22 protein-coding genes are annotated in these 21,993 nt (G+C 61.5%); 16 read left to right on the top strand and 6 right to left on the bottom strand.

The window, feature by feature from the left end; genetic code table 11:
- Positions 1-76: 76 nt before the first annotated feature.
- Complete coding sequence (locus tag AC5STI_RS05080) at positions 77-2,392, top strand: ATP-binding response regulator (protein ID WP_495445833.1); 2,316 nt, start codon at positions 77-79, stop codon at positions 2,390-2,392.
- Positions 2,393-2,446: 54 nt separating this feature from the next.
- On the opposite strand, the gene AC5STI_RS05075 is transcribed toward AC5STI_RS05080, so the two are convergent.
- Positions 2,447-3,046, bottom strand: a complete 600-nt coding sequence (locus AC5STI_RS05075; protein WP_495445831.1) for a gamma-glutamyl kinase — start codon at positions 3,044-3,046, stop codon at positions 2,447-2,449.
- A 193-nt stretch (positions 3,047-3,239) separates the two neighbouring features.
- Between AC5STI_RS05075 and recA the strand changes: the two genes are divergently transcribed.
- From recA to AC5STI_RS05060, 3 genes are all read left to right on the top strand, one after another.
- The gene (gene recA / locus AC5STI_RS05070) at positions 3,240-4,307 is read left to right on the top strand and encodes a recombinase RecA (RefSeq protein WP_495445829.1); all 1,068 of its coding nucleotides are present in this window, start codon (positions 3,240-3,242) and stop codon (positions 4,305-4,307) included.
- A gap of 157 nt (positions 4,308-4,464) precedes the next feature.
- Positions 4,465-7,116 carry an alanine--tRNA ligase gene (gene alaS / locus AC5STI_RS05065; protein WP_495445827.1) on the top strand — a complete coding sequence of 884 codons (2,652 nt, stop codon included), beginning with the start codon at positions 4,465-4,467 and terminating at the stop codon, positions 7,114-7,116.
- Between the two features lie 78 nt (positions 7,117-7,194).
- Positions 7,195-7,482, top strand: coding sequence for a DUF1330 domain-containing protein (locus tag AC5STI_RS05060; RefSeq protein ID WP_174147010.1), 288 nt, complete (start codon positions 7,195-7,197; stop codon positions 7,480-7,482).
- Between the two features lie 144 nt (positions 7,483-7,626).
- On the opposite strand, the gene typA is transcribed toward AC5STI_RS05060, so the two are convergent.
- Both typA and AC5STI_RS05050 read right to left on the bottom strand, forming a co-directional pair.
- Positions 7,627-9,447, bottom strand: coding sequence for a translational GTPase TypA (typA, locus tag AC5STI_RS05055; protein ID WP_475052197.1), 1,821 nt, complete (start codon positions 9,445-9,447; stop codon positions 7,627-7,629).
- A gap of 92 nt (positions 9,448-9,539) precedes the next feature.
- Entirely contained in the window at positions 9,540-9,875 is a 336-nt protein-coding gene (locus AC5STI_RS05050; protein WP_495445824.1) for a DMT family transporter, read from the bottom strand.
- A gap of 247 nt (positions 9,876-10,122) precedes the next feature.
- Between AC5STI_RS05050 and AC5STI_RS05045 the strand changes: the two genes are divergently transcribed.
- On the top strand, positions 10,123-10,905 hold the full coding sequence (locus AC5STI_RS05045) for a class II glutamine amidotransferase (protein ID WP_495445822.1): 783 nt from the start codon (positions 10,123-10,125) through the stop codon (positions 10,903-10,905).
- 24 nt (positions 10,906-10,929) lie between these two features.
- Here the strand turns inward: AC5STI_RS05045 and AC5STI_RS05040 are convergent, their stop codons facing one another.
- Genes AC5STI_RS05040 through AC5STI_RS05030 form a run of 3 tightly spaced genes read right to left on the bottom strand, consistent with a single transcriptional unit; the run spans position 10,930 to position 12,991 of the window.
- Positions 10,930-12,099: an HD domain-containing protein gene (locus AC5STI_RS05040; RefSeq protein WP_495445820.1), complete on the bottom strand. Its 1,170-nt coding sequence runs from the start codon at positions 12,097-12,099 to the stop codon at positions 10,930-10,932.
- Complete coding sequence (locus AC5STI_RS05035; protein ID WP_475052189.1) at positions 12,096-12,338, bottom strand: hypothetical protein; 243 nt, start codon at positions 12,336-12,338, stop codon at positions 12,096-12,098. The genes AC5STI_RS05040 and AC5STI_RS05035 overlap by 4 nt, the downstream gene beginning before the upstream one ends.
- Positions 12,338-12,991, bottom strand: coding sequence for an alpha/beta hydrolase (locus AC5STI_RS05030; RefSeq protein ID WP_475052187.1), 654 nt, complete (start codon positions 12,989-12,991; stop codon positions 12,338-12,340). The genes AC5STI_RS05035 and AC5STI_RS05030 overlap by 1 nt, the downstream gene beginning before the upstream one ends.
- Positions 12,992-13,178: 187 nt before the next feature.
- Between AC5STI_RS05030 and iscR the strand changes: the two genes are divergently transcribed.
- From iscR to AC5STI_RS04975, 11 genes are all read left to right on the top strand, one after another.
- Positions 13,179-13,637 carry a Fe-S cluster assembly transcriptional regulator IscR gene (iscR, locus tag AC5STI_RS05025; RefSeq protein WP_475052185.1) on the top strand — a complete coding sequence of 153 codons (459 nt, stop codon included), beginning with the start codon at positions 13,179-13,181 and terminating at the stop codon, positions 13,635-13,637.
- A gap of 129 nt (positions 13,638-13,766) precedes the next feature.
- Complete coding sequence (locus AC5STI_RS05020; RefSeq protein WP_495445819.1) at positions 13,767-14,810, top strand: cysteine desulfurase family protein; 1,044 nt, start codon at positions 13,767-13,769, stop codon at positions 14,808-14,810.
- A gap of 14 nt (positions 14,811-14,824) precedes the next feature.
- The gene (sufB, locus tag AC5STI_RS05015) at positions 14,825-16,348 is read left to right on the top strand and encodes a Fe-S cluster assembly protein SufB (RefSeq protein ID WP_495445818.1); all 1,524 of its coding nucleotides are present in this window, start codon (positions 14,825-14,827) and stop codon (positions 16,346-16,348) included.
- A 3-nt stretch (positions 16,349-16,351) separates the two neighbouring features.
- Complete coding sequence (locus tag AC5STI_RS05010; RefSeq protein ID WP_475052181.1) at positions 16,352-16,621, top strand: hypothetical protein; 270 nt, start codon at positions 16,352-16,354, stop codon at positions 16,619-16,621.
- Positions 16,618-16,932 carry a YbjQ family protein gene (locus tag AC5STI_RS05005; RefSeq protein WP_495445817.1) on the top strand — a complete coding sequence of 105 codons (315 nt, stop codon included), beginning with the start codon at positions 16,618-16,620 and terminating at the stop codon, positions 16,930-16,932. The genes AC5STI_RS05010 and AC5STI_RS05005 overlap by 4 nt, the downstream gene beginning before the upstream one ends.
- Before the next feature lie 17 nt (positions 16,933-16,949).
- The gene (locus AC5STI_RS05000) at positions 16,950-17,552 is read left to right on the top strand and encodes a hypothetical protein (RefSeq protein WP_495445816.1); all 603 of its coding nucleotides are present in this window, start codon (positions 16,950-16,952) and stop codon (positions 17,550-17,552) included.
- 41 nt (positions 17,553-17,593) lie between these two features.
- On the top strand, positions 17,594-18,349 hold the full coding sequence (gene sufC, locus AC5STI_RS04995; RefSeq protein ID WP_495445815.1) for a Fe-S cluster assembly ATPase SufC: 756 nt from the start codon (positions 17,594-17,596) through the stop codon (positions 18,347-18,349).
- On the top strand, positions 18,350-19,630 hold the full coding sequence (gene sufD, locus AC5STI_RS04990; protein ID WP_495445814.1) for a Fe-S cluster assembly protein SufD: 1,281 nt from the start codon (positions 18,350-18,352) through the stop codon (positions 19,628-19,630).
- A complete protein-coding gene (locus AC5STI_RS04985) occupies positions 19,630-20,115 on the top strand; it encodes a YIP1 family protein (protein ID WP_495445812.1) in 486 nt (161 codons plus the stop codon). Before sufD ends, AC5STI_RS04985 begins: the two co-directional genes overlap by 1 nt.
- On the top strand, positions 20,112-20,696 hold the full coding sequence (locus AC5STI_RS04980) for a YIP1 family protein (RefSeq protein WP_495445811.1): 585 nt from the start codon (positions 20,112-20,114) through the stop codon (positions 20,694-20,696). The genes AC5STI_RS04985 and AC5STI_RS04980 overlap by 4 nt, the downstream gene beginning before the upstream one ends.
- Entirely contained in the window at positions 20,689-21,909 is a 1,221-nt protein-coding gene (locus tag AC5STI_RS04975; RefSeq protein WP_495445810.1) for a cysteine desulfurase, read from the top strand. Before AC5STI_RS04980 ends, AC5STI_RS04975 begins: the two co-directional genes overlap by 8 nt.
- The last annotated feature ends 84 nt before the right edge of the window (positions 21,910-21,993 follow it).

Raw genomic sequence — 21,993 nt, 5'->3', positions numbered from 1 at the left:
CCTTTGTTTTTATTAACGTGGTTTTAACCTGAACCGCCGCGTTATGGCGTCACCAAGCAAAGACCATGGAGCCGTAATGTCCGGTCGCCAAGACACTTCCGTTCCGGAACTGCGCGTTTATGCGCCTGAACACGCCAGGCTGGCCGCCACTTTGCTGCTGGCCCTGATGCTGATGTCCGGCCCCTGGCTGTTTCCGCTGCCCGATTGGATGAGCCGCGGCTTTATCATGGTCGGACTGACGCTACTTGTGGTAGCAGTGCTGATGGTGGTGCAGACCCGCATGCGGCTAAACGCACGGGCGATGGCTGCGGAACTTCTGACTGGCTTCATCGAGAAAGACGCCACACCCAGCTTTGTCACGGACGGCGATGGGGTCATCCACGCCTGCAACGGCGCGGCGGTGAAGCGATTCCAGGATGGCGGCGGGGAAACTCTGACGGGCACTTTGCGGTCGATCCTGGCGAATCCGTCCGCCGTTCTGTACCGGCTGCAAAGCCGTGCCCGCGTCGATGGTGCCGCGCGCGAGGATATCGTGACACGGCGCGGCCATGTCCGGCTGGCGGTGCATCAGATGAATGGCGGCAGCTTCCTGTGGCGGGTGGAGGATATTCTGGACCGCGGCAGCAATGGCCGCGGCGCGGACACTATGCCGGTGCCGATGATCACCGTAGGCCGGACCGGCGCGGTTCTGTTCATGAACGAAGCCGCCCGCAGCCTGATCGGCGAACGGGTGAAGTCCACCGACCGCCTGTTCCCCGCGCTGCCGGTTCTGCCGGGGCGGATCAACACGCTCAGCACCAAAAACGGGCCGGTGCAGGTTCTGGTCAGCGAAAACAACCGTACCCAGGGCCGCAGCGAGCTGTTCCTGATGCAAGTGGACGAAAGCGGGCTCGACGCCGCGCAGGCCGGGCTGGAGGCGCTGCCGGTTCCCTTCCTCAAGGTTGCACCCACTGGTGAGATCCTGACCACCAACCGGATGGCGCTGCGCCTGCTGGGGGTGGAAAGCTGCGCCAACCTGAAACTTGGCCAGCTGATGGAGGGCCTCGGCCGCCCGATGTCCGACTGGCTGCGCGATACGGCTGACGGGCTGGCCCCCAACAAATCCGAATTCCTGCGTCTGTCACGTTCCGACAAGGAAGTCTTCGTCCAGGTCACTCTCACCCGCGTGGTCGAAGAGGGCACGCCGGTGCTGATCGCGGTTCTGAACGACGCGACGGAACTGAAAACGCTGGAAGCGCAGTTTGTGCAAAGCCAGAAAATGCAGGCGATCGGCCAGCTGGCCGGCGGTGTTGCGCATGACTTCAACAACCTGCTGACGGCGATTTCCGGCCACTGCGACCTGCTTCTGTTGCGCCATGATCAGGGCGATCAGGACTATGGCGATCTGATTCAGATCCACGAGAATGCCAACCGCGCGGCCTCGCTGGTCAGCCAGCTGCTGGCGTTCTCGCGCAAACAGACACTGCAGCCGGAGATCCTGGATGTGCGCGACACGCTGTCGGATCTGACTCATCTTCTGAACCGCCTGGTGGGCGAGAAGGTCACGCTAACCCTGAGCCACGACCCGGTGATGAAGTCAATCCGCGCCGACAAGCGGCAGCTGGAGCAGGTGCTGATGAACCTGGTGGTGAACGCGCGCGATGCGATGCCGCAAGGCGGCGAAATCCGTGTTGAGACCGAGGTCCTCTCGCTGGACAAGCCGCTGGAGCGGAACCGCGCCACCGTGCCTGCGGGAGATTGGGTAACGGTTAAAGTGTCCGACGAAGGTGTCGGGATCGCGCCGGACAAGTTGCAGAAGGTGTTCGAACCTTTCTACACCACCAAACGCACGGGCGAGGGCACCGGTCTGGGTCTGTCCACGGCTTATGGCATCATCAAGCAGACCGGCGGCTATATCTTTGTCGACTCGGTCAAGGGGCACGGCACCCAGTTCACGCTGTTCTTCCCTGTCTTCAAGCAGCAGGCTGACACGCTGGCCGCAGAGAAGACCGAAGAAGCGGAGGACAAGACCGCAGCAAATCAGCATGGTGAGGGTGTGGTGCTGCTGGTGGAGGACGAGGCGCCGGTGCGGGCCTTTGCCTCCCGCGCGCTGCGGATGCGCGGCTATACCGTGCTGGAGGCGGATTCGGCCGAGGATGCACTGCGCACGCTGGAAGATCCCGGTCTGACCGTTGACGTCTTTGTCACCGATGTGGTGATGCCCGGCATGGACGGCCCCAGCTGGGTGCGCGAAGCGCTGAAGGAGCGGCCGGATACCCGGGTTGTCTTTGTGTCCGGCTACGCCGAGGGTGCCTTTGGCGAGGCGGAGCCGGAGGTGCCGAACTCGGTATTCCTGCCCAAGCCCTTCTCGCTGAACCAGCTGACAGAGACGGTACACGCCCAGCTGCATTGAGGTTTGAAGAGAATTGCGCTGAATAAGCCGCCGGTCCCCGGCGGCTTGCTTGTCTCAGCGGCGCGGTATCGATCTATACAACGAGAATTCCTCCGCCCGTTTCCGCCGCAGCCGGTCTTCGGCGTCCTGGCTCAGCGACAGTTCCGCTGCAGGGCTGACGTTCTTGCGCTCCAGTCGTATTCCGGTGTCCAGTCGCTGTTCCAGAAACGCTTTCAGCGCATCCTGGTCTTCATAGCGGAACAGATGGCTGACCTTGCAGCCGTTCGGCTGGGGCTCGAGGAACTTTGCCTGGGTGCCCACATTGGCATAGGCAGGCGGTTTGCCCTTGCAGTAGCCGTGCAGGAAATCTTCGAAACTGATACCCTTGGTCGAATTCGGATTGCCGTCCAGCGCGGGCCGCTGGCGGTAGCGGTACCAGCTGCCCAGCCAGCTCACCGGCTCCCGCATCACCGCTGCAATCTCCAGCTCGGCGCTACAGACCTTTTCATACATTGGCCGGATCCAGCGGTTGTAGCGGTAGAGCGGTGCATGTTTCAGCTCCGGCGGGTCGGAGATAACCAGATCCGCCCGGTCGCGCAGCGCAGCCTGAAAGGCAGTGGTGCCGGTCTTGGGAACGGAAAGAAGCGCCAGCCGTTCCTTGAAAAATATCATCATTCCGTTAACTGCCCGGTAAAAATAATTGCTCGGCTTTAACCATAAAGGACTCTTTAACACCCTGCCGTTGAAGTGGGTATATCAGTTTTACTGTTGCAATGTTCTCTTTTTGATCTCATAAGGAACAAGAGGTGAACAAAGCAGTGATTGCCGCACGCCCCGGTGTGTGACAGATAGAAAGGGACAAGGGACTATGGCGGATCTTTTGACCATGAAAAATAAAGTAAGCGGTGACAAGCAAAAGGCGCTCGACAGCGCGCTTGCCCAGATTGAGCGGCAGTTCGGCAAGGGCTCCATCATGAAGCTCGGCGATGGCAATGCCATGAACGAAATCGAGGCCAGCTCGACCGGCTCTCTGGGCCTCGACATCGCATTGGGCATTGGCGGTCTGCCGATGGGGCGGATTATCGAAATTTACGGGCCCGAAAGCTCGGGCAAGACCACCCTGACCCTGCATTGCATCGCGGAACAGCAGAAAAAGGGCGGCGTCTGCGCCTTTGTGGACGCGGAACATGCGCTGGACCCGCAGTATGCGGCCAAACTGGGCGTTGATCTGGACGAGCTGCTGATCTCGCAGCCCGACACCGGTGAACAGGCGCTGGAAATTACCGACACGCTGGTGCGTTCAGGCGCGGTCAACATGGTGATCGTCGACTCGGTGGCGGCGCTGACCCCGAAATCCGAGCTTGAGGGCGACATGGGCGACAGTAACGTCGGCGTCCAGGCCCGCCTGATGAGCCAGGCGATGCGCAAGCTGACCGGCTCTATCAGCCGCTCCAAATGCATGGTGATCTTTATCAACCAGATCCGTATGAAAATCGGCGTGATGTTCGGCTCCCCCGAAACCACCACCGGCGGCAACGCGCTGAAATTCTATTCCTCCGTCCGCCTGGACATCCGCCGCATCGGAGCGATCAAGGACCGCGACGAGGTGGTCGGCAACTCCACCCGCGTCAAGGTCGTCAAGAACAAGGTGGCGCCGCCGTTCAAGCAGGTGGAATTCGACATCATGTATGGCGAAGGCATCTCCAAGATGGGTGAGCTGCTGGATCTGGGCGTGGCGGCCGGTGTCGTCAACAAGTCCGGCGCCTGGTTCTCTTACGGGGACGAGCGGATCGGGCAGGGGCGCGAAAACGCCAAGACGTTCCTGCGCGAAAACCCCTCCATCGCCTATGACATCGAGGACAAGATCCGCGCCGCGCACGGGCTGGAATTCGAGCGTCCGGACATGGATGGCACCGACGATATCCTTGAGGCCTAAGCGCCGGATAATCTGATCAAATCCTGAGAGTGAGGGGGCGCGGCGAAGGCTGCGCCCTTTTTCGTTGCTGCACGCCGCTTCCCGCTGTGGACAGCGCCCCGGCGCGCGGGTAAACCTGCCCGGAACGCTTGTTTTAAGCCCGCAAGAGATCCCGCATATGCCGACGCTCAACGATATCCGCTCTACCTTTCTGAACTACTTTGCCAAACAGGGGCATGAGGTTGTCGACTCCAGCCCGCTGGTGCCGCGCAACGATCCGACCCTGATGTTCACAAACTCGGGCATGGTGCAGTTCAAGAACTGCTTCACCGGGGTAGAGACCCGCGACTACAAACGCGCGACCACCTCGCAGAAATGCGTCCGCGCCGGCGGCAAGCACAACGACCTCGACAACGTCGGCTACACCGCGCGCCACCACACGTTCTTCGAGATGCTCGGCAACTTCTCCTTTGGCGATTACTTCAAGGAAGAGGCGATCCCCTTCGCGTGGGAGCTGATCACCAAGGAATTCGATATTCCCAAGGACCGGCTGTACACCACCGTCTATCACACCGATGACGAAGCCTTTGAGATCTGGAAGAAAATGGGCGTGCCGGAGGAGCGGATCATCCGCATTGCCACCTCCGACAACTTCTGGCAGATGGGCGACACCGGCCCCTGCGGCCCCTGCACCGAGATTTTCTATGATCACGGCGACCACATCTGGGGCGGCCCTCCGGGCTCTCCGGAGGAAGACGGCGACCGCTTCATCGAGATCTGGAACCTCGTCTTCATGCAGAACGAGCGGTTCGCCGATGGCACCATGGTTGATCTGGAGATGCAGTCCATCGACACCGGCATGGGGCTGGAGCGGATTGCGGCGCTGCTGCAGGGCACCCATGACAACTATGAAACCGACCTGTTCAAGGCGCTGATCGAAGCCTCCGCGAACGTGACGAACACCGATCCGTTCGGGGATCAGAACGTGCATCACCGGGTGATCGCCGATCACCTGCGGTCCTGTTCGTTCCTGATTGCCGAGGGGGTGCTGCCGTCGAACGAAGGCCGCGGCTACGTGCTGCGCCGGATCATGCGCCGCGCGATGCGCCATGCCTCGCTGCTCGGCGCCACCGATCCGGTGATGCACAAGCTGGTGCCGTCGCTGGTGCAGAAGATGGGTGCGGCCTATCCAGAGCTCGGCCAGGGCCAGGCGCTGATCGAAGAGACCTTCGAGCAGGAGGAAACCCGTTTCCTCAAGACACTGGACCGCGGTTTGAAACTTCTGGACGAAGCCTCTGCCGATCTGGGCAAGGGTGACGTGCTGCCGGGTGAAACTGCGTTCAAGCTGTATGACACCTACGGCTTCCCGCTCGACCTAACGCAAGACGCCCTGCGCGCCAAGGAGATCGAGGTCGACACCGATGGGTTCGACGCTGCGATGAGGGAGCAGAAGGAGAAATCCCGCGCAGGCGGTATCGGTTTGGGCGAAGCCGCGGATGTGAAGGTTTACTTTGACATCGTGGACGCCGCCGGCACCACTGATTTCCTGGGTTATGAAACCGAGAAGGCAGAGGGCCAGATCGTTGCCATCGTCAAGGACGGCGCACAGGTGCAGTCCGCGGCCAAGGGCGACACGGTGCAGGTCATCCTGAACCAGACGCCGTTCTATGGCGAAAGCGGCGGCCAGGTGGGGGACACCGGTGTGCTGACCGTGGAAGGCGGCGCTGCCCGCATCACCGACACCAAGAAGGTAGAAGGCCTGTTCCTGCACATCGCCGAAGTGACCGAGGGCACTGTTGCCGTCGGTCAGGGCGCGGCGATGGAAGTGGATCATGGCCGCCGGAGCAAAATCCGGGCCAACCACTCGGCAACCCACCTGTTGCACGAAGCCCTGCGCAACGCGCTGGGGGAGCATGTGGCGCAGAAGGGTTCTCTGAACGCCGCTGACCGGCTGCGCTTCGACTTCAGCCACAACAAGGCGATGAGCGCGGATGAACTGGCCAAGGTGGGCGCGGAGGTGAATGACTTCATCCGCCAGAACACGCCGGTGTCGACCCGGATCATGACTCCGGATGATGCGCGCGATTTGGGCGCGCAGGCCCTGTTCGGCGAGAAATACGGCGAGGAGGTGCGAGTCGTCTCCATGGGCCGTGCTCCGACTGGTAAAGGCCAGGATGGCGACACGTACTCGATCGAGCTGTGCGGCGGCACGCATGTGAAGCAAACCGGCGACATCGGCACCTTTGTGATCCTGGGCGACAGCGCGTCCTCTGCCGGCGTGCGCCGGATTGAGGCGCTGACCGGCGCGGCAGCGGTCGAGCATCTGGAGCGCGAAGCGGGCCGCATGGCTGAGGTCGCCGGAGCGCTGAAGGCGCAGCCCGCAGAGGTCCTGGACCGCCTGAAGGCGATGATGGATGAGCGCAAGGCGCTGCAGAACGAGATCTCCAACCTCAAGCAGCAGATCGCCATGGGCGGCGGTTCCGGCGGCGGTGCCGAGGCTAAGGATGTGAATGGCAAGAAGTTCCTGGCCCAGGCTCTGCAAGGCGTCTCCGGCAAGGATCTCCGCGGCCTCATCGATAAGCACAAGCAGAACATCGGCTCTGGCGTGATCCTGCTGATCGCCGAGGATGAGGGAAAGGTGGCCGTGGCTGCTGGTGTCACTGACGATCTGACCGGCGAAGTCTCTGCCGTGGACGTTCTGAAAGCCGCGGTTCCGGCCGTGGGCGGCAAGGGCGGCGGCGGCCGTCCGGATATGGCCCAGGGCGGCGGCAAGGACTTCTCCGGCGCCGAGGAGGCGATCAAGGCCGCAGAGGCGGTGCTGGCTGGCTGACCATTTGGTCAAATAACACTTGGTCTTTCCGGCAAACTGCCTAAGCTGCCGGGAAGATCATAAACTTGGGAGGCTCCGATGCCCGCGCTTTGGATTGCACATGTGACCGTCACCGACGCCGATGCATACGGCAAATATGCCGAGTTGGCTGGCCCTGCCATCGCCAAGCATGGCGGTGAGTTCATCGCCCGCGGCGGCCGGTTTGTGCAGCTGGAGGGCAAGGAGCGGCCGCGCAATGTGGTGGCCCGCTTCCCGAGTGTCGAGGCGGCGGTGGATTGCTATCACAGCCCGGAATACCAGGAAGCGCTGGACCACGCGCGCGGCGCGTCCGAGCGCGAGCTGATGGTGGTGGAGACCAGCGAGTAAAGGCTGGTCCCTGCGGCGGTTCTGCCGTCTTTTTTGAGTATTTTGGGAAAGATGAAGGGGTGCCTTGTGTGCCCCTTTTTGCTGCGGTGCAGACTAAGTCGGCCGCGTAAAAAAGGCGCCCGAAGGCGCCTTTTCAGGTCTGTGTCAGCTTGCGGCCTTGGCCATCCGCTTGCGTTCATGCGGGTCCAGGTAACGCTTGCGCAGACGCACGTTGTTCGGTGTCACTTCGACCAGTTCGTCATCGTTGATGTAGGCGATGGCCTCTTCCAGCGACAGCGTCATCGGGGTGGTCAGACGCACCGCGTCGTCGGTGCCGGAGGCGCGGACGTTGGTCAGCTTCTTGCCCTTCAGCGGGTTCACTTCCAGGTCATTGTCGCGCGAATGCTCGCCGATGATCATGCCGGTGTAGATGTCGGCCTGAGCCCCGATCATCATCTTGCCGCGCTCTTCCAGGTTCCACAGGGCATAAGCCACCGACTGGCCGTTCTCCATCGAGATCAGCACGCCGGCGCGGCGGCCCGGAATTGCACCCTTGTGCGGAGCCCAGCCGTGGAACACGCGGTTCAGCACGCCGGTGCCGCGGGTGTCGGTCAAGAATTCACCGTGGTAGCCGATCAGGCCCCGCGAGGGGACATGGGCGATGATACGGGTCTTGCCTGCACCTGCGGGCTTCATCTCGACCAGCTCACCCTTGCGGGCGCCGGTCAGCTTCTCGATCACCGCGCCGGAGTATTCGTCATCCACGTCGATGGTGGCTTCTTCGATCGGCTCCATGCGGACACCATCGACTTCCTTCATGATCACCTGCGGGCGGGAAATCGACAGCTCGAAACCTTCGCGGCGCATGTTTTCGATCAGAACGCCCATCTGCAGTTCGCCGCGGCCGGAGACTTCGAAGGCCTCGCCGCCAGGGGTGTCCTGGATCTTGATGGCGACGTTGCTTTCGGCCTCTTTCATCAGGCGGTCGCGGATGACGCGGGACTGGACCTTTTTGCCATCACGGCCGGCCAGCGGGCTGTCGTTGATGCCAAAGGTTACGGTGATGGTCGGCGGGTCGATCGGCTGGGCGTCCAGCGGCTCATCCACGGCCAGGGCGCAGATGGTGTCGGCTACGGTGGCCTTGGACATGCCGGCAATGGAGACGATGTCGCCTGCCTGTGCCTCTTCGATGTCCTGCTGGGCCAGGCCGCGGAACGCCTGAATCCGGGTGACGCGGAACTGCTCGATCTTCTGCCCGATGCGGGAGATCGCCTGCACGGTGGCGCCGACCTTCAGCTTGCCGGATTCCACGCGGCCGGTCAGGAGGCGGCCGACAAACGGATCGCTGCCCAGGGTGGTGGCCAGCATCCGGAAATCTTCGTCCTGGCGCTTGATCTGCTTGGGCTCCGGCACGTGGTTCACGATCAGGTTGAACAGCGCGTGCAGGTCCTTGCGCGGGCCGTCCAGCTCGGCATCGGCCCAGCCGGAGCGGCCGGAAGCGTACATATGCGGGAAGTCCAGCTGGTCTTCGGTCGCGTCCAGAGAGGCAAACAGGTCAAAGCATTCGTCCAGCGCGCGGTCGGGTTCTGCGTCGGGCTTGTCGACCTTGTTCAGCACCACGATCGGACGCAGGCCCAGGGCCAGCGCCTTGGAGGTCACGAATTTGGTCTGCGGCATCGGGCCTTCGGCGGCGTCTACCAGCAGCACCACGCCGTCCACCATCGACAGGATCCGCTCGACCTCGCCGCCGAAGTCGGCGTGGCCGGGAGTGTCAACGATGTTGATGCGGGTGCCGTTCCATTCGACCGAGGTCGGTTTGGCAAAAATGGTAATGCCGCGTTCGCGCTCAAGATCGTTGCTGTCCATGGCGCGTTCCGCCACAGCCTGATTTTCGCGGAAGGCGCCGGATTGTTTCAGCAGCTCGTCGACCAGAGTGGTTTTGCCGTGGTCAACGTGAGCAATGATCGCAATGTTGCGCAAGTCCATGACGTTCGCCTTTGTAAGGAAGTTGGGCCGCGCATAGCCCGATCCCGGTTCAAAGGCCAGAGAAAAACCGCCATATGGCCTGCAAATGCGGTTCAGTGGCCCGAGGACTTGGAAAACAGGTGGATGATGACGATACCGGACATGATTAGAATCATGCCGATGACTGCGGGAAGATCCAGCTTCTGGCCGAAGACAAAGAAGGCAATCACCGCAATCAGCAGGATGCCGAGGCCGGACCAAATAGCATACACGATGCCCACTGGCATGAATTTGAGCGTCAGCCCCATCATGTAGAAGGAAAAGGCATAGGCAACCAGCACGATCAGCGACGGCCCAAGACGGGAAAACTGCTGGCTGGCTTGCAATGCCGTGGTTCCGATTGTTTCCGCGGCTACGGCAATGATCAGGTAGAAGTAATGTACCGGCATCTCTGCCTCCGTTCTGCGCGCTTGCCCCCGCAACGGCGGGCCTGTTTCCCCGGTACCTTATCCGCCGCGTTCAAGGAAGTCCCGATGCGTCACCGGCTGCCGCTTTTCCGCCTGCCGCGGCGGCGAACAGGCGACTGTGCGCGAACACACTGGACTGTGATTTGGGAGTTTCTTAGGAGATTGTTCCAATAATCCGGTGCCGGAAAAGCTCCGGTCCGATTCCCAAACTGGTGCGGGGGACTGCCATATGTGCCGCTGGGCTGCCTATTCGGGGGCTGATGTGTTCCTGGAAGACATCATTTCAATTCCCGCGCATTCCCTGATTGCCCAAAGCCAGAAGGCGGCTGAATGCAAGACGGCAACCAACGGCGACGGGTTCGGCCTCGCCTGGTACGGCCAGCGGCCGGAGCCTGGTCTGTACCGCGATGTTTATCCGGCTTGGTCGGACTGCAATCTGCGGGCGCTGGTCCAACAGGTGAAATCAGGCCTGTTCCTGGCCCACGTGCGCGCCTCGACGGGCTCCGCAACCAGCCGCAACAACTGTCATCCCTTCACCGCTGGCCGGTGGAGTTTCATGCATAACGGCCAGGTCGGCGGCTTCGAAAAATTCCGCCGCCATGCTGACATGTGCATCCCTGATGAGCTGTATGAGCACCGAAAAGGGGCCACCGACAGCGAGGTGCTGTTTCTGCTCGCCTTGCAGGAAGGCCTGGATACCGACCCGAAAGCGGCGCTGGAGCGGGCGGTTGCCCGGATGGAGGCTTTGTCGCGCGCGCGGGGATCCACTCCGCATATGCGCCTGTCCGTAGCAATGTCGGACGGGCAAAGGCTTTATGCGGCGCGCTATTCTTCGGACAGTATTGCGCCCTCGGTCTATTACCGCTGGAGCAACAGCCTGAGCGGCTGGGCGGTGGTGTCGGAACCACTGGAGCAGACCGGCGAAGCCTGGAGCGAGTTGAAGCCGGGCGCCTTTCTGACGCTGACTGGGGAAGGCTCGGAAATCGAGCCGTTTCAACCGTTTCTGGAGTGACGTTCAGTGCGGGGGCGCCTGCTGCTACAGGCGCCCGGCCTCCCGGAACCAGGGTTCGACCGTTGCGCGAACATAGTCCCAAACGCCGGGGGTGCCGCGGCTGACCTTTTCGCCGACGCGGGCCTCGAGCTGCGGCAGGGTTACGTCGTAATCTACCCAGCTGCCACCGCCGTTCAGCAGGTTCAGCAGCACCGGCTGCACCCGGTCAATGGACTTGGCAAAGACTGCATCTGCGCTGCTCGCGGCCTCGAACTCTTCCCAGATGGCGCGCATCGGAGCGCCCTGCTCCAAGGGAAGAAGGCCGAACAAACGGTCTGCGGCAGCTTGCTCCTCAGCGGCCAGGGCAGCGAGGGCAGCAGGATCCAACACCCCGTGGATCGGAGCATCGCCTGCGTCGATTTCCACCAGGTCATGCAGCAGCAGCATCTGCAGCACCCGGTCCACATCCGCCGCATCCGCGCTGTGCTCTGCCAGCACCCAAGCGTAAAGCATGATGTGCCAGCTGTGCTCTGCCGAGTTTTCATGCCGCGAGCCGTCGCCCAGCTTGGACGCGCGGGTGACAAGTTTCAGGTTGTCGGCTTCATTCAGGAAAGGAAGGCGGGCCGTCAGCCTGCTGCAATCAAATCCGGTGTCTTCTCCCAGCAGGGCCAGCGCGTGGTGAAACGCTTCGGGCAAGTCGTGCTCCAGCGCGGCTGCCCGGCCGCCGAACAGGTTCTGCCGGACCACACCGACATGCCAGTCCAACGGCTCTGCGCCGTAAAGGGTCTGAAAGACCGGCTGGCAATGGTCCACCCGCTTGGCAAAGCGTGCATCGGGCGTTTCGGACGCTTCGAACTCCTGCCACAGTGTCAGGAATTCTGCGCCCTGATCCGCGGGCAGCAGGCCAAACAGGCGGTCAGCAGCGGCCAGTTCAGACCGCGCAACGGCGTCCCAGTCGACCTCATCGGTGATCGGATGATCGCCTGCGTCGATCTCCACCAGATCATGCAGCAGCAGCATCCGTATGGCGCGGAAGATGTTCACCTCCGGCGCGGCAAACGGTGCCAGCACCAGCGCATAAAGCGCCAGATGCCAGCTGTGCTCGGCTGAGTTTTCGCGGCGGCTGCAATCCAGAATCAGGTTCTGTCGCTCCACGCAGCGCAGCTTGTCCGCTTCCAGCAGGAAGGCGAATTGGGCATCCAGACGGGCGCTCACGCGTCACCCTTGGCTTCCAGCTGTGCCTGCAGCGCGGAAACTTTCTGATTGAGGAATTCACGCGCCTTGCGTTCCGCCAGGCGCACGCGCATTTCGGTGAGGAACGCCTCTTCGAGCGATTGGGAGGCAGCGCCCAGCACCTGGCCCACCTCGACGTACAGCCGGTCCTCGCCGCTGGCGTCCTGAACTTTGAGCGTATCGACCGCCAGTTTTTGGGCCAGCGTCTCGATTGTGCTCATCAGCGCGACGTCTCCGTCAGGCGACGCTTCACGTAATCGCTCACATTGCCGATCATCGTGTCCATATACGGATCCTGGAAGAAGTGGTCCGCGCCCTCGATCTCGGTGTGGGTGATGGTGATGCCCTTCTGCTCATGCAGCTTGCTGACCAGGTTGGCGGTATCCGCAGGCGGCGCCACGCGGTCGGCAGTGCCGTTGATGATCAGACCTGAGGACGGGCAGGGCGCCAGGAAGGAAAAGTCGTACATGTTGGCCGGCGGGGCAACCGAAATGAACCCGGTGATCTCGGGGCGGCGCATCAGCAGCTGCATACCGATCCAGGCCCCAAAGGAGAAGCCAGCAACCCAGCAATGCTTGGAGTTGGTGTTCATCGACTGCAGGTAATCCAGAGCCGATGCCGCATCGGACAGTTCGCCGACGCCCTGGTCGTATTCGCCCTGGCTGCGGCCAACACCGCGGAAGTTGAACCGCAGAACGGTGAAGCCCATGTTGTAGAACGCGTAGTGGAGGTTGTAGACAACCTTGTTGTTCATGGTGCCGCCGAACTGCGGATGCGGGTGCAGCACGATGGCGATCGGGGCGTCTTTTTCTTTTTGCGGGTGATAGCGGCCTTCGAGGCGGCCTTCGGGTCCGGGAAAGATGACCTCGGGCATGGGCGGTTTAAATCCTAATCTCGTTTTCGGGTCTGCTGGCAGAATACTTGACGGGTTCCGTCAGGCATCTTAGAACAGTTCTAATCAAGGGCGCAGGCCAGAGCCGAACACCGTCAAGCTGAGATACGCACAGACGCGGGCGAGGTCAATGTTTTCGCGTGGCCGCTCTGATTTCGAGGAGACATAGATGAAGCTTTCCACCAAGGGGCGCTATGCCATGGTCGCTTTGGCCGATATCGCGCTGCAAACGCAGGGTGATCTGGTGCCTTTGGGCGATATCTCCAAGCGTCAGGATATTTCCCTGCCGTACCTTGAGCAGCTGTTTGTCAAACTGCGCCGTGCCGGGCTGGTTGAATCAGTGCGCGGCCCCGGCGGCGGTTACCGTCTGGCCATGCCGGCGTCGGAAATCCGGGTTGTCGATGTGCTGTCCGCCGTGGACGAAACGGTGGACGCTATGCACAAGGGGGCAGGCGCCTCAGGGGCGCTGTCCGGCAGCCGGGCGCAATCCTTGACCAACCGCCTGTGGGAGGGGCTGAGCGCGCATGTCTATGTGTTTCTGCATCAGACCCGCCTGTCCGATGTGATCAAGAACGATCTGGCGCCATGCCCGGCGGTGCCGAGCTTGTTTGCCGTGGTGGATGATTGAGGTGCCGGTGACTTGCTGCGCCACCCCATCCGGTTCTATCGGACCCACCACACAATTTGTGCGGGAAGGCTTTGCGCATTGGTGCAAGGCCGCGTATGACGCGGCAGCGATCCGCAAAAAGATGCATCTATGAAACGTGTTTATCTCGATCATAACGCCACCGCCATTCTGCGTCCCGAAGCGCGGGCTGCGATGATTGCAGCGATGGACGTCTGCGGCAACCCGTCGTCGGTCCATGCCGAGGGCCGGGCCGCCAAGGCGCTGGTCGAAAAGGCGCGGGCGCAGGTGGCTGCTGCTTTTGGAGCCGATGGCGCGGATATCGTGTTTACCTCGGGTTCAACCGAGGGCGCGTCGCTGGCGCTGGCCGGCCGCGGCCTGCATGGCGCACCGGTGGAGCATGACGCGGTTCGAGCGTGGATCGTCGAGGACCTGAATGCAGGCTCCGACGGTGCGGTGGAAATTACCGCCCCTGCCGCTTCAACCTTGCAATTGGCCAATTCGGAAACGGGCATTGTTCAGCGCTTGCCGGACGGCTTGGCAGTGACCGATGCGACCCAGGCATTCGGTAAATTGCCGGTTGCCTTCAACTGGCTTGGCGCTCAAATGGCGCTGATCTCAGCGCATAAATTGGGCGGCCCCAAGGGCATCGGCGCGGTGGTGATGAAACGCGGTACCGACCTGTCGGCTCAGATAAAAGGCGGGGGCCAGGAGATGGGCCGCCGGTCCGGCACCGAAAATGTCATTGGAATCGCTGGCTTCGGCGCCGCAGCTGAAGCTGCTGCCAAAGATCTGGCCGATGGCGTCTGGGAGCGGGTTGAAGAACTTAGAAATATTCTAGAAAAGGCGCTTGTGTCTGGCGCAAGCCATACTATTTTTGTCGGGAAGGATCAGAAGCGGCTGCCGAACACCCTGTGTTTCGCAACGCCCGGCTGGAAGGGCGAGACCCAGGTCATGCAGATGGACCTTGCGGGATTTGCCATCAGCGCGGGCAGCGCTTGTTCCAGCGGCAAGGTGCGCGCCAGCGCGGTGCTGACCGCCATGGGATACGACGAGGCCACGGCACAAGGCGCGGTGCGCGTGTCGCTGGGGCCGGAGACGACGGAAGAAGACGTGCTGCGCTTTGCCGAGGCGTGGCTGCAAAAAGAAAAGAAACATCGCGCCCGCGCGGCGTGAGTGAGGAGAAGATAATGGCCGCTTTGGACCAGACCCAAGTCAAGGAAGGTGTTGACCAGGAAACCGTGGACGCAGTCCGCGAGGTAGGCGGTGCTTACAAATACGGCTGGGAAACCGATATCGAGATGGAATACGCGCCCAAGGGCGTGAACCCCGATATCGTCCGACTGATCTCGGAAAAGAACGAAGAGCCCGAATGGATGACCGAATGGCGCCTGCAGGCCTTTGAGCGCTGGGAGCAGATGGACGAGCCGAACTGGGCGATGGTCAGCTACCCGGAAATCGACTTCCAGGACCAGTATTACTATGCCCGCCCCAAGTCGATGGAGACCAAGCCCAAGTCGCTGGATGAGGTCGACCCCAAGCTGCTGGCGACCTACGAGAAGCTGGGTATCCCGCTGAAAGAACAGATGATTCTGGCAGGCGTCGAAGGCGCAGGCGAGACTCCGGAAGAAGGCCGCAAGGTCGCCGTGGACGCGGTATTCGACTCCGTCTCCGTCGGCACCACTTTCCAGAAGGAGCTTAAAGAGGCGGGCGTCATTTTCTGCTCGATCTCCGAGGCGATCCGCGAGCATCCGGAACTGGTGAAAAAGTATCTCGGCACCGTTGTTCCGGTTTCGGACAACTTCTATGCGACGCTGAACTCCGCCGTCTTCTCTGACGGTTCGTTTGTCTACGTGCCCCCGGGCGTGCGCTGCCCGATGGAGCTGTCGACCTATTTCCGCATCAACGCGGAAAACACCGGCCAGTTCGAGCGTACCCTGATCATCGCCGACAAGGGCTCTTACGTGTCCTATCTGGAAGGCTGCACCGCACCGCAGCGCGACACCGCGCAGCTGCACGCCGCGGTGGTGGAAATCATCATCGAGGAAGATGCCGAGGTGAAATACTCCACCGTCCAGAACTGGTATCCGGGCGACGAAAACGGCAAGGGCGGTATCTACAACTTTGTGACCAAACGCGCCGACTGCCGCGGCGACCGCGCCAAGGTGATGTGGACCCAGGTGGAGACCGGCTCTGCTGTGACGTGGAAATACCCGTCCTGCATCCTGCGCGGCAACGAAAGCCAAGGCGAGTTTTACTCGATTGCCATTGCCAACAATATGCAGCAGGCCGACACAGGCACCAAAATGGTTCACCTGGGCAAGAACACCAAATCGCGCATCGTCTCCAAAGGTATCTCTGCAGGCAAGGCGCAGAACACCTATCGCGGTCTGGTGTCCATGCACCCCAAGGCCAAGGACAGCCGCAATTACACCCAGTGCGACAGCTTGCTGATCGGCGACAAATGCGGGGCGCACACGGTTCCCTACATCGAGGTCAAGAACAACTCTTCCCGCGTGGAGCATGAGGCGACCACATCGAAGGTGGACGACGACCAGCTGTTCTACTGCCGCCAGCGCGGCATGGACGAGGAAGAGGCTGTGGCCCTGGTGGTGAACGGCTTCTGCAAGGACGTGCTGCAGGCGCTGCCGATGGAGTTCGCCATGGAAGCCCAGCAGCTGGTTGCAATTTCGCTGGAAGGCTCGGTGGGGTAAGCAGTGAACTTGGACAAGAGGGCAGATGCAGAGGTCAAGGCCTTTGAATACAACGCGAAAGAAGGCGTTCGCGCCGTCGCGTTCACCTGGTTCCTGCGCCGCATTGCCGGTCCTCTTTTCCTGGTTTTTGTAATCACTCTTGTCGCGGCCGTCGCCGTCAACGGAGTGATCGCTGGAGTGTTATGCCTGGCGGTATTTGGCGGCCCCTTTTTGGTTTTGTGGATGTTCACTTACCGGCAAGGATCAAAAGTGTTGGAGTATTGGAAAAGATGATCGTCACAACCACCAACTCCGTCGAAGGCTACCAGGTTGCCGAATACAAGGGCATCGTGGTGGGCGAGGCGATCATGGGCGCCAATGTGGTGCGCGATGTCTTTGCCTCGATCACCGACATCGTCGGCGGCCGCTCCGGCGCCTATGAAAGCAAGCTGCAGGACGCGCGCGAAACCGCGCTGAGCGAGCTGGAAGAGCGCGCCCGGGCCAAGGGCGCCAATGCCGTGGTCGGCGTCGATCTGGACTATGAAGTGGTCGGCCAGTCCATGCTGATGGTCTCGGCCAGCGGCACCGCCGTGGTGCTGGGCTAAGGGGCCGGGAGACGGGCATGGCCAAAGACGAGCAGCTGATCGAGCGCCCGGCGCTCACCCTGCCGCCGGAAGAGGCGGAATGGGTGTGCAGCCATTACCAGGCGGCAAATGTCATCCTGGAATACGGCAGCGGCGGCTCGACCGTGCTGGCGTCTGAGCTGAGCGGGAAAAAGGTCTTTTCCGTTGAGTCCGACAAGATGTGGTACCGCATGATGAAGCGGTATTTGCGTCAGGCTGGGGCCAAGTCCGAGGTGTATCTGCACCACGCCAATATCGGCAAGACCGGCAAGTGGGGAAGGCCGCTGAATAATGACATGTGGCGGCGGTTTCACCAGTATCCGAACTCCGTATGGGATCTTGAAACCTTTGAGGCACCGGATCTGGTTTTGATTGACGGCCGCTTCCGCACGGCCTGCTTTCTGACCGTCATGCTGCGGACGGAACAGCCCGTCACCGTCCTGTTTGACGACTACGTGGGGCGGGCGCTGTACAAGCAGGTCGAAAGATGGGTGAAGCCGGTTGAAATCCGCGGCCGCATGGCCCGGTTCGACCTGCTCCCCGATGAACTTCCGCGCCGGGATCTGACCCAGATCCTGACGCTTTACACCAAAACCTTCTAGGCGCCGACGGCTGCCGGAACAGTACTATGCGAGAGGCAAAAATGCTCGAAATCAAAAACTTGCACGTCAAGCTTGAAGACGAAGACAAGCAGATCCTGAACGGCGTCGACCTCACCGTCGAAGCGGGCAAGGTGCATGCGATCATGGGGCCGAACGGCTCGGGCAAATCGACCCTGTCCTATGTCCTTTCGGGCCGTGATGGCTATGAGGTGACGGAAGGCTCTGCCGAGCTGGAAGGCGAAGACATCCTGGAGATGGAGCCGGAAGAGCGCGCCGCGGCGGGCATGTTTCTGGCGTTCCAGTACCCGGTCGAAATTCCTGGTGTCGGCAACATGACCTTCCTGCGCACCGCGGTAAACGCACAGCGCAAGGCCCGCGGCGAGGAAGAGCTGTCGGCCTCCGACTTCCTCAAGGAAGTGCGCGCCAAGGCCAAAACCCTGAAGATCGACGCCGAGATGCTGAAGCGTCCGGTAAACGTCGGCTTCTCCGGCGGTGAGAAGAAGCGCAACGAGATCCTGCAGATGGCGATGCTGGAGCCGAAGCTGTGCATCCTGGACGAGACCGACTCCGGTCTGGACGTGGACGCGATGAAGCTGGTGGCCGAAGGCGTGAACGCCCTGCGTGACGAAGGCCGCGGCTTCCTGGTGATCACCCACTACCAGCGTCTGCTGGACCACATCAAACCGGACGTGGTGCACATCCTGGCCAACGGCCGCATCGTCAAGACCGGCGGCCCCGAGCTGGCGCTGGAAGTCGAGAACAACGGTTACGCCGGCATCCTGGCAGAGGAGGCGTAAATGGCCCTGCCCGAAGTCAAGCAAAGCGCAACCGAGGCACGGCTGTCAGCGCTGAGCCTGCCGGAAAGCGGCTGCCTCAAGGCGGCCCGCGAGGCAGCGCTGTCACGGGTCCAGACCATGGGCCTGCCCAGCCGCCGCGACGAGTACTGGAAATACACCAAGCCGGACACGCTGGTGCAGGTCGGCGCGCCCAAGGCGGCGGTGTTCGACGCCGATGAAGCGCCGATGTTCAGTGCCTTTGAGCGTTTGAACATCGTTTTCGTTGATGGCGTGTTTGATGCAGAAGCCTCCGACGATCTGTCGCTGGAAGGTGTAACCATCGACCGGATCGAGGATATCTGCTGCAAGGATATCCATTGGGCCAAAGACTTGTACGGTGTTCTTGAAGCACGCGGGCAGACCCCGGTGGAACGTCCGCTGGCGGCGCTGAACACCGCTTTTGCCAGCGATGGCGTGGCGATCCGGGTGACTGGCAAGGTCTCCAAGCCGATCAACTTCACCTATGTGCATTCGGACGAAAACTCCGACGCGATCCTGCATCACGTGATCCGCGTGGAAAGCGGTGCCGAGGTGACTATTCTGGAAAACGGTCCGGCGGCCTCGCGCTTCAACAAGTGCATGGAGATCGACATTGCCGACGGCGGCAAACTGCATCTGGTGCGCGCCCAGGGCCGTGACCATGAGCGCCGTGCGGCCACCCACCTGTTTGCCCGCCTGGGCACCGAGTCGGTGTTCAAGTCTTTCACCCTGACCGTGAATGGCGTGCTGACCCGCAACGAGGCGGTGATCGAGCTGACCGGCGACGACGCGGTTGCTCACATCGCAGGCGCTTGCGTCGGCGACGGCGACTTCCACCACGACGACACCGCGTTCATCACTCATGACGCCGTGAACTGCGAAAGCCGTCAGGTGTTCAAAAAGGTGCTGCGCAACGGAGCCACCGGTGTGTTCCAGGGCAAGATCCTGGTGAAGGAAGGCGCGCAAAAGACTGACGGATATCAGATTTCCCAGTCGCTGCTGCTGGACGACGACAGCCAGTTCCTGGCCAAGCCGGAGCTGGAGATCTACGCTGACGACGTGGCCTGCTCGCATGGTTCGACCTCCGGCGCGATCGACGAGGAGGGGCTTTTCTACCTGCGCTCCCGCGGTGTGCCGCACGCAGAGGCCACTGATCTGATGACCCTGGCCTTCCTGGCTGAAGCGGTGGATGAGATCGAAGATGCGGAGATTGCCGCCGACATCGTCTCCCGCCTCGAAGGCTGGCTGGCCCGGCGCCGCTGATGTCCGTAACCACGGATATCCCCGCAACCTACAAGGGGCCGCGCAAGGTTTTTGCGCGGCTTCTCAGCATGGGCGCCCGCGAGGACCGGCTGCTGGTGTTCCTCATTGTTGGCTGCGTGCTGACCTTTGTGGCGCAAATGCCGAAACTGGCCCGCGAGGCGCATCTGACCGGCCAGGAGCTCAACATGCTTTTGGGCGGCGCGCTGCTGGGCATCGTCTTTATCGCGCCGCTGCTTCTTTACGTCCTGGCACTGGTTGCGCATTGGATTGCCCGGGCCGCGGGCGGGCAGGGTGATGCTTATCGGGCCCGGCTTGCGCTGTTCTGGGCGTTTCTGGCCTCCAGCCCGCTGATCCTGCTGAACGGCCTCGTGGCCGGTTTCATCGGCGCCGGTGCGGCGCTGAACCTGGTGGGGGCACTGTGGTGCGCCGTCTTTCTGTGGTTCTGGATTTCCGGCATGATCCAAGGGTATTGGACAAAGTCATGAACGCTCTGGCTGCTTTTGCCCTGCTGACAATCAAGTCTCCGCGCGATGCCGCGATGCAGATCCTGGCGCGCGATTGGCCGCGGGAAGCGCTGTGGACCGCGTTCCTGCTGTCCGTGGTGCTGAACACCTGCGTCTACACGCTGCAGCAGGTTCTGTTCCCGCTGCCGCCGGAAGTCTTGCTGCCACGGTTTGCGCCCGGTGCGTATTTCGCAGTGGTTCTGGTGTTGCAACTCAGCTTCATTGCAATGCTGGCAACCACAGGCCGCTGGCTGGGCGGGCAGGGTGACCTGCCGTCGCTGCTGGCGCTGATCACCTGGCTGCAACTGCTGCAGGCCGCGTTGAACGGTGCCATCGTGGTGGTGTTCCTGATCCTGCCGGCGCTGGCGGCGCTGCTCAACATTGCCGCCAATATCGTGGTGTTCTTTATCCTCTTGCATTTCGTCAACGCGGCGCACAGGTTCGGCTCCGTCTGGCGCTCGCTTGGGGTGGTTTTGATGGCCAGCCTGATCCTGGTGTTTGCTCTACTCTTCATCGTGGGTCTGATCGGCCCAGCCAATCTGGGACTGCCCGAAAATGTATGACGTCGAAAAAATCCGTGCCGACTTCCCGATCCTCTCGCGTGAGGTGAACGGCAAGCCGCTGACCTATCTCGACAACGGTGCGTCGGCCCAGAAGCCGCAAGTGGTGATTGACGCGGTGAGCAAGGCCTATGCGGAAGAATATTCCAATGTCCACCGTGGCCTGCACTTCCTTTCCAACCTCGCGACCGAAAAGTATGAGGCCGTCCGAGGCATTATTTCCCGGTTCCTGAATGCGGGCGACGAAAACACCATCGTGCTGAACTCCGGCACTACCGAGGGCATCAACCTTGTTGCCTATGGCTGGGCGATGCCCCGGTTTGAGGCCGGCGACGAGATCATCCTGTCCGTGATGGAGCATCACGCTAACATCGTGCCCTGGCACTTCCTGCGGGAGCGTCAGGGGGTAGTGCTGAAATGGGTCGATACCGAGGCCGACGGCAGCCTCGATCCGCAGAAGGTCATTGACGCCATCACCCCCAAGACCAAACTGGTAGCGGTCACCCAATGCTCAAACGTCCTGGGCACCGTGGTGGACGTCAAAGCCATCACCCAAGGCGCCCATGCCAAGGGTGTGCCGGTGCTGGTCGACGGCTCGCAGGGCGCGGTCCACATGCCGGTCGACGTTCAGGACATCGGCTGCGATTTCTATGCGATCACCGGCCACAAGCTCTATGGCCCGTCCGCATCCGGCGCGATCTACATCAAGCCCGAGCGCATGGCCGAAATGCGCCCCTTTATCGGCGGCGGCGACATGATCAAAGAAGTCCACAAGGAGCAGGTCATCTACAATGATCCGCCGATGAAGTTCGAGGCGGGCACGCCGGGCATTGTTCAGACCATTGGTCTGGGCGTGGCGCTGGAGTACATGATGGACCTTGGCATGGAAAACATTGCCAAGCACGAGGGAGGCCTGCGTGACTATGCGATGGAGCGGCTGACCGGTCTGAACTGGATCAACGTGCAGGGACAAGCACCGGGTAAAGCAGCGATTTTCAGTTTCACCATGGAAGGCGCCGCGCATGCTCATGACATCTCCACCATCCTGGACAAGAAAGGCGTCGCGGTGCGTGCGGGCCATCATTGCGCCGGTCCCCTGATGGATCACCTGGGGGTTTCCGCAACCTGCCGCGCGTCTTTTGGCCTCTACAACACCAAGGAAGAGGTCGACACGCTGATCAATGCGCTGGAATTGGCACACGAGCTGTTTGCTTGATCTAAGATTCTGACCGAAAAGAAAACGGCGCCCGTCACGGCGCCGTTTCGCATTTTCCAGCTTGGTAACAGCCTTGGTATCCCA

The organism is Leisingera sp. CC-HEC096, assembly GCF_059429235.1.
This window is presented reverse-complemented; position numbering and strand designations above follow the sequence as displayed.